The sequence below is a fragment of the Xylanibacter ruminicola genome, assembly GCF_900142525.1.
GTDB classification, from domain to species: Bacteria; Bacteroidota; Bacteroidia; order Bacteroidales; family Bacteroidaceae; genus Prevotella; species Prevotella ruminicola_A.
In genome coordinates this window covers 74812-87864 of the sequence record NZ_FRBD01000001.1, presented here as the reverse complement: position 1 = coordinate 87864, position 13053 = coordinate 74812, and the positions used below count along the sequence as shown (strand labels likewise).

Genomic DNA, 13053 nt, shown 5'->3' with positions numbered 1-13053 from the left:
AAGATAAAATGATGTTTGAAGAATACAAGGCGTTCAAGGAAAAGGTCGGTGTGGATGATGTCGCTGCCTATCTTGGCTATAAACTCGATAGAAAAGCTGGAGTCGGCAAATATGTCGAGTACAATATCCGTGATGGTCGGGGACGTAAGATTGACTCCATTGTCATCAGTCACCCGGGCGACAAATCCAGCCAGACCTACTTCCATAGGAACGGAGCCAGTGGCGGCGATGCCATCAGTCTGATAAAGGCAAACATCAATAGTTTTGGCGTGACGGGCAGCAGCGAAGCAGAAATGCTTGCTGCCGTCATGTCGAAGCTTACCAGCGATGACACTTTCATTACCAAGGCCGAGGACAGGTATAGGGACATGAAGCCCCAGACCTTTGACATTGGGCGCTTCCAGATGGAGAATGCAGCAGAGCATTTCGAGGCAGTAATGTCCTTCTTCAGGGCACGTAGCATTGATGAAGAAACTGTCAGGACATTCCTTCCCTTTATCATGCGAGTCACTGATACCGAAGCCCAGTATAAGTACAAGGATTTGGCATTCCCCTATACCAAGCCAGGCTCAGAGAAGATAGAAGGTTTTGAGTTACGCGGCTATAATAACTTCCGTCAGAAGGCACCAGGCACGAATAGCAGTAGTGCAGCATGGATTGCCGACTTCACAAAGGAACAGCCAGATAGTGCCAAGAATGTCTATTTCTTCGAGAGCGGCTATGATGCCATGGCTTTCTATCAGGTGAACAAGTCAAGGCTGATTCTCGAAACCTCCGTATTCGTCTCTACGGGCGGCACTTTTTCCAGTCAGCAGATCAAGGGCATCACAGACTATTATCCGCAAGCCAGATACTGGGACTGCTTTGACAATGACATCCCCGGTATCCTCTATGGTGTCAGGATGGAGTCACAGCTGAGTGGTCAGTTTGTCAATATCATTACTACCGATGATACCATCATCTTCCAGAAAGGAGCAGATGAACTCCGCTTGAAGAAAGAGGAAGTCACTCTGCCCAAGGTCAGAGAGAAGTTAGGCTTGGAAAGACATATCTATGTATGGAAAGCCCCGAAAGCCTTTAAGGACTGGAATGACGTGACAATGAACAAACCCATGAAAGACCTGCCTATAAAGAGCAAGTATCAGAGAAACGAGAACCTGAGGGAAAAGAGAAGAAAAGGTACATTATGAGAAGAATACAATATACCATCATCATGCTGTTGATGGCAGTAACAAACATCCATGCCCAGCAGACAGACCCAGCACTGACGGCAGCCGTAACAACTCAGACTTTTACCTTAAAGAGTCTTTTTGATGCCCGACACAGCACGCAGGAAAAGATTCTTGCCGCTACAGGTATCGAGAACGTACAGTTGCAGCAGTTACATGACATAGAGAAGAAGGTACTGGACTATATGGCCAATGTCTCAGGACTGATGCAGAACCTCTATCAGGTGAAGCGTACGACAGAACTTGTCACCGTAGAGATACCAAAGAATATCAATGAGGTGACGAAAGCCTGCAAGGGACATCTGAAAGGTACAGCTATTGCTTTGGCCGTCTCTGATGAGGTGAAGAGTGTCTATACCGAGATTGCCAGTCTCTCTGCTCTTTGTACCTCACTGGTTAAGACCAAGACCGTTGACGGTAATAAGGTGAACCTCCTCAATGCCGCAGAACGCTACTGGCTGTGTGAGAAGATTGTATCTTCACTGGAAGATATCAATTCAGCACTTTACATCCTCTCCTGGCAGATACAGTACTTGTCATGGGAAGACCTCTGGCGAGGACTTGATCCAGAGACCTGGTGCAACTATATGCAGGGAAGATGGATGGCTGAGTCATGTATCAGGGATTGGGATGACCTGTTGAAGTAAGAGGTAAGATGTAAGAAATAAGAGAGAAGAAAGAATAGGATAACAATAGTAAACACACTTTAATCAAACAAAAAAGAAAATGGAAAGCACTAAATCAATCGGCATCTGTCCCATTTGCGGACAGGGTCACATCACAGAGCACCCTTTCGGATGGGCATGTGACAACTCAAAGAAGAATGATGACGGAACATGGTACAACTGCAAGTTCGTCGTGTTCCGACAGTACCACGGAGCCAACATCACCGAGGAAGACGTTAAGACACTCTTGGCAACAGGTGAGACAGGTGAGCTTCAGATGTGCAACAAAGAAGGAAAGCCCTTTATCGGGAAGCTCGTCATCAAGGAAGGCAAGGTACAGTTGGCATTTCCTCCCCGTTACCTCGAAGGACGTTGCCCCGTCTGTGGAGGTCGTATCAAAGTGACTGGTAAGGGATATGCCTGTGAGAACTACTTTAAGAAGGATGAAGGGCACTGTAACTTCTTCATCAGTAGCACTCTCTGTAACAGGGTCATCACGGAACAGGAGGTGGAGAACTTTCTGGCAGGAAAGAAGCAGATTCTTGACGGCTTCTGTTCCAAGGCAGGCAAACATTTTTCGTCTTTGCTGTCCACCACGATTGAAGGAAAGGTGATGCTGAACTCCACCATCTGTCAGTGTCCTCAGTGTGGCGGTGAAATACGAGTCGGGCCACGAGCCTATAACTGTTCCAACTACAGCAATGAGGACGTGAAATGTCAGTTCTCCGTCTGGCGAACCATCGACGGTCATGAGGTGACACCCGAAGAAGTCAAGCAGCTCTGTGATAAGGGCGAGACAGATGAGGTCATTCATTTCTACCGTAAGGACGGCAGCCAGTTCGACAAGAAACTGAAGTTGGAGGATGGCAAGGTCATCCTGGTATAAGTATAATCAAGTATAACCCTTATAAAATAATATCATAACAAACAAAAGAAGCAAAATGAAAATCACAAAGTTTATTCCATTAGCCATGTTCTTAGTAGTGTTGCTGGCATCCTGTCAGAGCCGTGAGAGTAAGATCAACAAGTTAGTATCGAGCCATCTGGAGCAGTCACTGGAGAATCCTCAGAACCTGAAGGTGCTGGAGATTGCAGAGCCAGACTCTGCTTTTGGTCTGAACTACTTTACAAAGCAGGAGCAGGCCTATATGCTCGGCACAGTTACCAACGTCACCAAGGTTCTGATGGAGCGCACGGAGTACATGACCAAGCCTGACTTGGATGATGCCTATACCATGACCCTTGCCGACTTGGAGATGCGTATGTCCACAGGACTCTTTTCGGGAATGCTCGGCGACTGCAAGAAAGGAGCCTGGTCAGGATGGAAAGTCAGAGTCACCTATATCTGTAAGAGTAAGTACGGCTGCATGTACAAGGCACAGCGATGGTACTTCCTCGACAAAGACTGCCAGACCGTAATCCGAAGCTTTGACCTGCCCATTGTAGAGACAAGCAAGGCAGACAAGACTACAAAGTCAGCTACCAAAAAGAAACAAGGAAATACTGCCAGCAAAATCATGTTATCAACAGGAAAGTAATAACCCATAAAAACAAAAAGAAAGAATGAAAAACACAGTCAACAAGTATTTCGAGGTCAAAGTCAAGATGCAGAAGACCCAAGAAGATGGCACTCAGAAGAAGGTCAGTGAGCAGTACGTTGTAGAAGCCGCCACCTTTGGCGAGGCAGAGCGTCGTATCACAGAATGCCTGAAGCCCTATATCGAGGGTGAGTTTGATGTTACCGACATCAAGATAGCAGGCTACTGTCAGATTATCAGCACCAATCAGGATGCAGACAAGTTTTTCAAGGCCAAGGTTTCTTTTGTCACCTTGGATGAGACCACCGGTAAGGAGAAGAAAACCTCTGAGCTGTATCTGGTGCAGTCTGATACGCTGGAGTCTGCAGAGAGTGATGTGAAGTCATTCCTGAATGATGGTAATACCGCTATCAGCAGCATTTCTGAGACAGTCATCCTTGATGTGTTCCAACTTGATTGAAGGCCATGAAGGTAGTATTAGCAGAGAAACCCAGCGTTGCTCAGAGCATTGCCCGTATCGTAGGAGCCACCCATAAGAAGGATGGCTTCTTCGAGGGCAACGGCTGGCAGGTGACCTATGCATTCGGGCATCTGATACAGTTAGCCATGCCTGAGAACTACGGCTATAACAGTTGGTCGAAAAGCAATCTTCCTATGTTGCCTAAGGAGTTCCTGATGATTCCCCGACAGAAGAAAGAGGGCAAGACCTATAAGAATGATCCAGGCGTGACGAAACAGCTCAAAATCATCAAGCATCTCTTTGAAGATGCAGACTCCATCATCTGTGCGACTGACTCAGCCAGAGAGGGAGAGGCCATCTTCAGATATATCTACAATTATCTCGACATCAAGAAACCAGTCTTGCGTCTGTGGATCAATAGTCTGACTGATGCCGCTATCAAGGATGGCTTTTCAAATCTCCAGCCTGATAGTAACTATGACAATCTCTTTCTTGCTGCCAAGGCACGAAGTGAAGCTGACTGGCTCGTGGGTATGAATGCTACACAAGCCTGTAGCATTACGGGAAAGTCGCTCTGTTCCATTGGCAGGGTGCAGACACCTACACTGGTGATGATCGTGGAGCGATACTTGCAGAACAAGGAATTTAAGTCTGTTCCTTTCTGGCAGGTTGCTCTGAACACAACCGACGGTGTGAAACTGATAAGTGCCGGTAATTGGGATGAGAAAGGCCAGGCAGAACGAGCCTATAACACAGCAAGCAAAGCCCGTAACGGAAAGGTCATCAAGGCCGAGAAGAAACAGAAGACGGAACTGCCGCCATTGCTGTTCAGCCTGACAGATCTGCAGAAGGCTGCAAACTCCAAGTACGGCTATTCAGCAGACAAGACGCTGAACATTGCCCAGAGTCTCTATGAGAAGCAGCTCATATCCTATCCACGAACTGGCTCATCGTACATCCCCGATGATGTGTATGACACTATCCCTGGACTACTGAAGAATCCAGTCTTTGATAAGTTCAGAGCAAGTGTTGATACCATCGTAAAGCCTTCCAAGCGTAGTGTCGATGCCTCGAAGATAGAAGACCACCATGCTCTTCTTGTAACGGGAGTTAATCCTAGAACCAAGGACATCAAGCCCGATGAGCAGGTTATCTATGATATGATACTCGGCAGGATGGTGGAAGCCTTTTCAAGACCTTGTGAAAAGGAGATTGATAACTACACCGTTGATGCCGGAGGCTATCTCTTTACAGTGTCGAGTACCATCATCCTTCAGAAAGGCTGGAGGGCTGTCTATGGTGCTGATGACAAAGAACGTATGGCCGTTCCTTCATGGTATCAAGGTGAGACTATCTGTTTTACTGGTGCAGAGTTGCAGCAGGGACAGACCAAACCCAAGCCGCTGCATACCGAGGGTACGCTGCTGGCCGCTATGGAAACCTGTGGTAAGGACATCGATGACGAAGCGCAAAGAGAAGCCATCAAGGATAGTGGTATAGGAACACCAGCCACCAGAGCCGGCATCATCGAAACCCTTGTTGCCAGGAACTATGTAGTCAGGGAAAAGAAATCGTTGGTTCCTACGCCCAAGGGTATGGAAATCTACAAGATCGTCAGGGACATGGATATTGCCAATGCCAGTCTGACGGGAATGTGGGAGGCAAAACTTGCTGCCATCGAGCGAGGTCAGATGAATGTCAGTCAGTTCAACAGTGACATTGTGGAGTACACCAAGCATGTGACTGACGAGTTCCTGCATTCAGACCTGAAGCCTATCCTTACTGGTAAGCAGACAGAGATAGAATGTCCGCTATGCCATCATGGGCATATCCGATTCTTTGATAAGGTCGCTAACTGTGGGAACGAAGGCTGTAACTTCCATATCTTCCGTACCATCTTGGGAAAGAAGCTGACCAATAGTGAGCTGACAGACCTTATCATCAAAGGTCAGACCCGTGAACTGTCAGGCTTCAAGTGTAAGGATGGAAAGCCGTTCAAGGCAAAGCTGAAGAGAGACGATAAGGGAGACATAGCCTTCGTATTCAGTCAGAAGAAATAGCATTTATAAATAATACAAACAATACAAGAATGAAAGAATCAAAGCAAACAAATGTAAAAGTCCGTGTACTTTCACATAGGGAGTTCGGCAATGTCAAAGTGGTAAATGATGGAGAATATAATGGCTACGCCTGTCTTGATGACCTCTGTGCCATTCTGAATCTGTCGAAGAAACAGGTGAAGGAGAAACTTGATGGTCATCTGTACACAGTATCGCCTAAAGATCCAAAAGAGACGTTCCATGACATGGACTTTGTGGATGAGTTTGGCATCTATGTGATGTACATCATGAGTAAAGAGAAGAATACTATCCGAGTTCAGGAGTGGCTTGACAAAGAGTTCCTGAAGCCCTTGCATGAACAGGCAAACGCCCATTTAGGACTAAACAAGAAAGACAGACTGTTTACCGAGTCCAATCTCCAGTTGGAAGTGTTGCGTAATATGGCCACCGCAACCAACGTGATAAAGTCAGGCCACTTCAAGATAGGTAAGGCCATCCCGGAACTGACACATTCACATCTGATAGGGTGGTGGCATAATCTCAATGACCAGTCTATCTTCATGCTCCAGTTCAATTGCCAGTCTGATTGCTGTCTGTATGGGAACATCAGAATGAACATCTATCTGAGAAAGATGGTAGATGGCAGAATTGATTTCTGCGATATGCATATCACCTTCCTCGACCTCGATGATGACAATCATGAGTTCCTGGTTATTGATACCATCATGCCCAGTAGTGTTATATCAGATGGCTCAATCCTCGACTATATCATGGAAGACCAGTTCATCGATGAGGATATTATGGATCAAGAGAGCCTTGACCTCATAATGATTTTGAACGGTACGATGTCGTTCCATCGTTCGCGTCGTATCGAAAAGAAGGAACAGCAGGGTATCATAGAGTTTTTGTAATGAGGCGTTCAATTTAAAAAAGGCAGAGAATCACTTACGACTCTCTGTCTTTTGACTATCTGTATATTTTTACGAAAAACTATCAATTCATTGTTTTATTCTACGATTATAGGCTCTATTTCCTTAAAATGACTTCCATCATATACGTTAAAATAAATATGCTCTGTACCCACTATTATCATTACTAATAGTGGGACACTCAATTGTGCTGAAGCATAACTCTTAATAATAGATGCATAATCGGTCTGTGACGGATGAGGGTTCTGCTCTGGATGTGTATGCCACTCTCCAATATAGAATCGAGTTTGCCCAGACACTTCATAATCTTGCTTGATAAACTCGTTCCCTCTTACAGAGTCAAGTTCACAACCATAGCGCCCATTTTTAACTATACATGGAGGTGATATTTTGCTGATTCTTAATACATTATTTCCTATTTGCGAACCTGTTGCCACCCCGCATAGTTCGTTTCCGTCATGTTGGGCATATTCTTTCAATGCATTTAAGGCATTTTGCTTTATTTCAAAACTGCATTCACCCACGATCACACTTCTATTTCTTGTAGCATGTGTTTTAAATATTCTGTTGATACAAGTCCAATGCCTTTTTCTGCTGCAATATCTATGTTTCCTACCCATCTGTAACATTTTGATTTAGTCGGACTATCCATTAGTTGGTCAATAACAGGGAATACTGCCGATAGAAAGAATGTGACGTCATTGCCCGAATAGATGGCATATTTGCCATTACACCCAGCATCTCTTTTAATCAGTTTCTCTGCATCCTTATATTCATCTGGAGAAATCAGACAATAATTCTCGAATCCAATGAGAGATGATTTACTAAGCCTCTCTAATGATTCTTTGTCTTCTGGATTAACATATAACATAATGCCGGAGATTCCATAAGGTTCAAGCCACAGTATGAAAACTGGTTTGTTTACCTCCCCGTTCCGCATCTTTTGCAAAAGCCATCTTTCCGACATTATGTCTCCCGTACAAATAAAAATGCTATCAGCATTGTTTATTTGTACTGTTTCCATTTCCTGCAACAGCGTTTTCACTTCCAATACTTCTCTGTCAGGCCTGTATTCTTTCAAGTATTTAGACACTGCCGAAACCTTGTACTGGTGTTTATGTTCAAAACCAAGTAAGTGCCTGCCAATATTGTCCAAGTTTAGCTTGTCTTTATCTACAAGAGTAAATTGAGCATTGTTATACCCGTTTAGGTAATAACAGAGATTACTACCCACGCTACCCAATCCTGCTATTATGAATTTTCTATGCTCCATCATCACACCTGCTGTTCGTTCAGCTATTCGACTATCAGAGAATATCGACACTAATAGTCTCGGTATCTTTTTTACTCTACCATCAAACTCTGTAAGTGCAATATATGGCGTTATAATTCCATTCCTGAAACCGCTTCTATTACACTTTTGTTGTATAATGTGTACCCCACCAGCAAAATTGTCTGTTCCTATTGGGAATAGTATATATCCCCCTCCATGCTTATTTATATATTTTTTGAGTCTGTTCTTATCATCTTCATCTTTAAGTCTTTGTACCAAGCTTCGTCCCGTTAGCGTGAAGGGTGGTTCTACAGACTTCTCAAACGATGACAGAAAAAGTGCGTCAAATTCTTTTGTCTCATGTAAATCAGATATGTAATCTAGTACTCCCGACTCTTCTGTGGGAGCTACAATAAATTCGAAGTGTTGCTTGCCGTTTTTATCATCTTTCATCACATAGAAAATACCTTTTAGCTCACAGGTATGCTCTGGAATATTTCCTATTAGAGTCCAAAAGTCATCAACCTCATCTTCTCCATCATATTCCTCTGCCCAATAAGAGGCGGGTTCTCGTGCATACTCATCCGTATTGTCTCGACTTGTATAAAAAGAAATCCAATGTTTAGTCTTATCAAGATTATCTCTTATCAGTCCATAAATATTATCTGCATCATAGTCTATCCCGTCTTCATAAAGGCAAAGTTTTTGAGTATTCGATGAGATATGCGGCAAGTACCTAAATCTATCATCTGGCAAGATTATAGCAGGCATATCGAATGGAAAGCTATTGGTAAAAACCATATAGACATCTAAGAACTCAGCCTTTCCGCTGATTTCTACAGGCAAATTTATCCGCCATATTTTATCCGGGAGTCGTCTCTGCCCTCCATGGAATGGGATTCGATCAACTACCTCGATGTCATATTCCTTCTTTAGCTTTGCCAGACTTTCATCTATAGCAGCTTTGACTTCTTCAGGCATATTGACTATTATATCTCATTTTTCCAGAAAACTCCTTTTTTGATGCATCTTCATCTTCGTCTTTTGCAGTTGAGCAACTAAATCTGTCTCCGAAGTGGGCCTGCCATCTGATACAAGCATCATGAGGATTCTTACTCTCGATAGCCTTTTCAGCATCCTCTTTGAATGACTTTAATTCTTTCAAGAAGGTATCTTTTCTACTTTTTGTGTAGTTGTCAAATAAGTCTTCACCAGGTGCAACTGGTCGCCAGCAATGAAAATGTCCATCCTTACTGAGGTCATCATACATATTCTTCAATATGTCTCGCATGGCGATATCATAACGGTTCTCATCATTCCATTGATAATATTCAGAAGTAAGCATCGACATAATACAACCACTTGGCATCTTAACTCCCTCACTTCGCTTGTATTCGCACCATGCTTTCATGAAACGAACAAGTTCTCTGAATTTTGTTTTGCTTTTACATTCATCACTAAACCAGGCTATCATTTCATCAGGATTAGATTCATGCCATGGCTCAGCCTTATGCGCAAGCATCGTCTTGTCCTCTTCCGTATATAAAAAGTAAATTGCAAGATCAATATGATGGCCATCTGCATATTGTACCCTTACACATGGCTTTAAGTCTTCAGCTCCATTATCAGTGTGGTCTTTAACCGCTTCATACACCTCATTATGATACCATTCAATAGACTTTCGGTCATTGATATCATCACTTTCAAAATATATACCATCATCAAGATCGTATGCACCTAAGCCGTCTTCATCCTTAATAGGGTTTAGTAGCGTATGCATAGCATATGATCCCTGCCAGAAGAAAGTCGGCTGGATATAGTCGCTGTGATTCTCTTTGAAATACTTCTTGATCTTGTCTCTCAAAGCATCTCGATTCTTTTTAAGAGTATTCCGCCGTGTTGCTGTTGCCTTTATTGAATCATGAAAGGCTTTAAATTGTTCGTGATTATTTGCCATAAATTAATAATTTTGTGGATTTAATGTTTTCGTAGTTTTAAAATAATGCGCTATTTCAGGACGCATCTTCTCGTTCATAGCTGTATTGTCGGCAATCTTCAATAGAAGTTTCATAGACTCTTCACTGGCATTATCCATGTCAATGATATTATCTTGTTCTGGTGACAAATGTATATTTTCTATTCTGTGAAATTCGAAGGGGAAATTCAAACATCCTCTCAATTTAGAAAGAAAAAACATTGTTGATTTCGACTGGCCTATGGAATATGCATCAAATAGTGTATTCTTCCAATCACTGAAAGCCCTGTTCAGTTTATGATGTTTCTCACCTTTTGACTTTTGACAACTGCTTATAGAGAGAATTTCGAGACCGTCAAAACGACTGTCTTGCGAAAACTTATACAAGTATTCTGTTAAAGCAACCAAAATGGGATTATTTGCCCATAGTCCTCCATCTGCAAATTGATCGCCTTCAATTTCCATAACAGGTAAATATGTTGGAGCCGCAGAAGTTGCTAATGCGACATCAACATAACTTTTTCGGTCATCCTCTGTGAAATTGTCATAATCCTTTTTAAATATTCTAGGATTAGCTGTCAATGTGTTATAAGCTGGGATACATAGAAAATTATTGCTGTCAGCTATTTTCTTGTCCTTAAAAACGCCCTCAAGGGCAGAACGCAGTGGGGTGGCCGAATATTTACCACCAAATGCAATCTGTTTCAGGAGTAGATAGGCACTACCGCCAGGTTTGTGTTTTGTTCTCTCACTAAAAATAGCGGGACCATGCTCCTGATAAAATTTTACCACATCGCTCATGGGTATCTTAAGTGAGGCAGCAAGGGCGATAATACCGCCTGTAGATGTTCCACAGAGCATATCAAAACAGTCAGAGACGCAATGACCAAAAACCTGCTCGAACTTAGCTAAAAGTTCTGCAGAATAAAGCCCCTTTATTCCACCTCCATCAATGCATAATACTTTAAATGGTTTATTCATCTTGTAGGATTTTTATTATACTAGCTCTATCCTGCAAGAGTCAAATAACATGCCAATTTATTGTGAAGTGACATTCTGTCAGTTCTCCCCCCTAATATATTATAGTATTCCTTGCATTTTTGTAAGATACATCATCGGACGAAAAAATTTTTTTGTTTTAGAGGTTCTTATAATTCAAGATAATAGTCCCGTTCCTTATCAGACGATAAAGATTAAAATAAAGGCAAATAGGTAAGGCTACAAGGCCGATAGCCATAGAGACTGCCAGTTTGATGACCATGAAGAATAGCATCGTCAGGCAACCGCCGATACAAATCATGTTGTTCATGAAGCCGGATAGTACTGACAGGCCACAGAACAGAGCTGCCATAGCATAGCCATCAAAGATACGTCCATCAGGAACATTGTCGAATACGAGGTTGAGCCTGTAGCCGATGATGAAGAGTACAATGTAAGTCACCAGACGCAGGAAAGCCTCACGGAAAGCCCTTGCCTCGTTATAGTCGCTGAATACCAAGGAAAGAATCCGTCCCATTCTCTTGAATACTGTCGTGTTTGTTGTTGTCATCATAGTTGTACTGTCTTTAAAATTGATAAATGTGAATTGAGCCATATCCCTTTTGTGGAGTATCTAACTCCATCAGGGTGCAGCCAAGACACATTAGCGTGCCTCACATGGACTGGGCATGTAATGTGCCAGGCTTGTCACCCGATGGAAGAAACTGCCTGTCAAAGAATACCTCCCTTGTCCTTCTGCATCCGCAGAATCTGTTCCTTGTTCCGCTCGATGAAAGTCCGACATACCGCATTGAGGATGTTGCCGAAGTTGAACTGTCTGCAGTTGATGCGGATGATGTCGAGAGCCCGCTTGATTTCCGGGTTCAAGACTACGGTAATTCTGTTCTCGTCGGGATTGTCGTTGTAGAACTCCGCATACCTGACCATCATATCCCACTCACCAGAACCAGCCTCGATGACTGGCTGCACATTCGTCTGCTTTCCTCGACGTGCTCTTGCTACTTTTGGTCTTTGTGGTGTCGTATCTACAGGTGCAACCGCAGGACTTTCATTCTGAACAATCTCTTCACCCTCAGTATCAGAAGCGGTTTCTTCTGCTTTTGTAGCCGCCTTCTCTTCCGATACAGTAGGAATCGGATCATTCTGTGCATCCATGAATGCGCCCAGAGAATCCAGATTGAGGATGTCGGGCTGCTGAATTAACTTGTTTGCTGCCATACTTATTCCAGTTTTTGAAGTTCATTGTAAATCATGTCGAAGGCAGGTGCTACGCACTCAGCCTGAATCTTCGTGTTCCCGAAGGTGTTGTAACGGGCAATGTCAGCCCTGTCAGCTACCATCGGTGTTACGATGCCACCTGCCTGTGCCAGTGCCTCGTCCGTCTTCTTCCATGTCTGAAGCTCCGCTGCCGTTCCTCGGGTACGGATGACCAGATTCGGCACAAATATCAGTTTCGGCTTCTGCCTTCCTTTGAGGTAGGTTATCCAAATCTTCCCCACCAGATTGAGAAACTTCTGTGTTGCACTCAGACAGTTGAACTCATACTGATACGGACATACGATGACATCGCTGAAGCCCAGCAGAGGCACCATACCCTCCAGATAGATATTGCCGGGAGAGTCAAAGAGGTAGATTCCGTTGGCGGTCTTTACTGACTTTAAGAGCTGAGCCGACTGCTGCAGGCGATCAATCTCAATCTGCTTGACCTCGTAAGGCATCTTGTCCGTTTGCAGACTCTGACTGTCGAACTTGCGCTTGTCAACGATGGAGTGCTGCCGGTCACAGTCCAGAACACAGACATCAGACACCTTTTTCTCCGAAAGATAGTTTGCGAAGAGCGTACACAGGGTGGTCTTACCTACGCCACCTTTCTCATTCGCCCAAGTAATGGTAATGTTCTTTTTCATTGCGATACATATTTAGTT

14 protein-coding genes are annotated in these 13053 nt (G+C 43.7%); 7 read left to right on the top strand and 7 right to left on the bottom strand.

Annotated features, from left to right (window positions below; translation table 11 throughout):
- Nucleotides 1–8: 8 nt before the first annotated feature.
- From BUB86_RS00380 to BUB86_RS00350, 7 genes are all read left to right on the top strand, one after another.
- Complete coding sequence (locus BUB86_RS00380) at nt 9–1190, top strand: toprim domain-containing protein (RefSeq protein WP_081373004.1); 1182 nt, start codon at nt 9–11, stop codon at nt 1188–1190.
- Nucleotides 1187–1876 carry a hypothetical protein gene (locus BUB86_RS00375; RefSeq protein ID WP_073203583.1) on the top strand — a complete coding sequence of 230 codons (690 nt, stop codon included), beginning with the start codon at nt 1187–1189 and terminating at the stop codon, nt 1874–1876. Before BUB86_RS00380 ends, BUB86_RS00375 begins: the two co-directional genes overlap by 4 nt.
- A 79-nt stretch (nt 1877–1955) precedes the next feature.
- Nucleotides 1956–2780 (top strand): topoisomerase C-terminal repeat-containing protein, encoded by an 825-nt coding sequence (locus BUB86_RS00370; protein WP_073203580.1) that lies wholly within the window; start codon nt 1956–1958, stop codon nt 2778–2780.
- A gap of 55 nt (nt 2781–2835) precedes the next feature.
- Complete coding sequence (locus BUB86_RS00365) at nt 2836–3432, top strand: hypothetical protein (RefSeq protein ID WP_073203577.1); 597 nt, start codon at nt 2836–2838, stop codon at nt 3430–3432.
- Nucleotides 3433–3457: 25 nt separating this feature from the next.
- A complete protein-coding gene (locus tag BUB86_RS00360; protein ID WP_073203574.1) occupies nt 3458–3892 on the top strand; it encodes a DUF4494 domain-containing protein in 435 nt (144 codons plus the stop codon).
- 5 nt (nt 3893–3897) lie between these two features.
- A complete protein-coding gene (locus BUB86_RS00355) occupies nt 3898–5952 on the top strand; it encodes a type IA DNA topoisomerase (RefSeq protein WP_073203571.1) in 2055 nt (684 codons plus the stop codon).
- Between the two features lie 29 nt (nt 5953–5981).
- Nucleotides 5982–6863, top strand: a complete 882-nt coding sequence (locus BUB86_RS00350; RefSeq protein ID WP_073203567.1) for a hypothetical protein — start codon at nt 5982–5984, stop codon at nt 6861–6863.
- A gap of 95 nt (nt 6864–6958) precedes the next feature.
- On the opposite strand, the gene BUB86_RS00345 is transcribed toward BUB86_RS00350, so the two are convergent.
- The 7 genes from BUB86_RS00345 to BUB86_RS00315 form a co-directional block, all read right to left on the bottom strand.
- Nucleotides 6959–7411, bottom strand: coding sequence for a Mov34/MPN/PAD-1 family protein (locus BUB86_RS00345; protein ID WP_073203564.1), 453 nt, complete (start codon nt 7409–7411; stop codon nt 6959–6961).
- On the bottom strand, nt 7408–9135 hold the full coding sequence (locus BUB86_RS00340) for a ThiF family adenylyltransferase (RefSeq protein WP_073203561.1): 1728 nt from the start codon (nt 9133–9135) through the stop codon (nt 7408–7410). The genes BUB86_RS00345 and BUB86_RS00340 overlap by 4 nt, the downstream gene beginning before the upstream one ends.
- Complete coding sequence (locus tag BUB86_RS00335) at nt 9128–10111, bottom strand: CBASS cGAMP synthase (RefSeq protein ID WP_073203558.1); 984 nt, start codon at nt 10109–10111, stop codon at nt 9128–9130. The genes BUB86_RS00340 and BUB86_RS00335 overlap by 8 nt, the downstream gene beginning before the upstream one ends.
- Nucleotides 10112–10114: 3 nt before the next feature.
- Complete coding sequence (locus tag BUB86_RS00330) at nt 10115–11110, bottom strand: CBASS cGAMP-activated phospholipase (protein WP_073203555.1); 996 nt, start codon at nt 11108–11110, stop codon at nt 10115–10117.
- A 157-nt stretch (nt 11111–11267) separates the two neighbouring features.
- Nucleotides 11268–11681, bottom strand: coding sequence for a hypothetical protein (locus BUB86_RS00325; protein ID WP_139261223.1), 414 nt, complete (start codon nt 11679–11681; stop codon nt 11268–11270).
- A gap of 158 nt (nt 11682–11839) precedes the next feature.
- Complete coding sequence (locus BUB86_RS00320) at nt 11840–12346, bottom strand: hypothetical protein (RefSeq protein WP_073203549.1); 507 nt, start codon at nt 12344–12346, stop codon at nt 11840–11842.
- Between the two features lie 2 nt (nt 12347–12348).
- On the bottom strand, nt 12349–13035 hold the full coding sequence (locus BUB86_RS00315) for a ParA family protein (RefSeq protein WP_073203546.1): 687 nt from the start codon (nt 13033–13035) through the stop codon (nt 12349–12351).
- Nucleotides 13036–13053: the final 18 nt, after the last annotated feature.

What these genes read in the sequence shown, in the direction of transcription:
- BUB86_RS00375 (WP_073203583.1), top strand. Translation starts at nt 1,187, where the DNA reads ATGAGAAGAATACAATATACCATCATCATGCTGTTGATGGCAGTAACA.
- BUB86_RS00370 (WP_073203580.1), top strand. Translation starts at nt 1,956, where the DNA reads ATGGAAAGCACTAAATCAATCGGCATCTGTCCCATTTGCGGACAGGGT.
- BUB86_RS00335 (WP_073203558.1), bottom strand. Translation starts at nt 10,111, where the DNA reads ATGGCAAATAATCACGAACAATTTAAAGCCTTTCATGATTCAATAAAG.
- BUB86_RS00325 (WP_139261223.1), bottom strand. Translation starts at nt 11,681, where the DNA reads ATGATGACAACAACAAACACGACAGTATTCAAGAGAATGGGACGGATT.
- BUB86_RS00380 (WP_081373004.1), top strand. Translation starts at nt 9, where the DNA reads ATGATGTTTGAAGAATACAAGGCGTTCAAGGAAAAGGTCGGTGTGGAT.
- BUB86_RS00320 (WP_073203549.1), bottom strand. Translation starts at nt 12,346, where the DNA reads ATGGCAGCAAACAAGTTAATTCAGCAGCCCGACATCCTCAATCTGGAT.
- BUB86_RS00365 (WP_073203577.1), top strand. Translation starts at nt 2,836, where the DNA reads ATGAAAATCACAAAGTTTATTCCATTAGCCATGTTCTTAGTAGTGTTG.
- BUB86_RS00340 (WP_073203561.1), bottom strand. Translation starts at nt 9,135, where the DNA reads ATGCCTGAAGAAGTCAAAGCTGCTATAGATGAAAGTCTGGCAAAGCTA.
- BUB86_RS00315 (WP_073203546.1), bottom strand. Translation starts at nt 13,035, where the DNA reads ATGAAAAAGAACATTACCATTACTTGGGCGAATGAGAAAGGTGGCGTA.
- BUB86_RS00360 (WP_073203574.1), top strand. Translation starts at nt 3,458, where the DNA reads ATGAAAAACACAGTCAACAAGTATTTCGAGGTCAAAGTCAAGATGCAG.
- BUB86_RS00350 (WP_073203567.1), top strand. Translation starts at nt 5,982, where the DNA reads ATGAAAGAATCAAAGCAAACAAATGTAAAAGTCCGTGTACTTTCACAT.
- BUB86_RS00355 (WP_073203571.1), top strand. Translation starts at nt 3,898, where the DNA reads ATGAAGGTAGTATTAGCAGAGAAACCCAGCGTTGCTCAGAGCATTGCC.
- BUB86_RS00330 (WP_073203555.1), bottom strand. Translation starts at nt 11,110, where the DNA reads ATGAATAAACCATTTAAAGTATTATGCATTGATGGAGGTGGAATAAAG.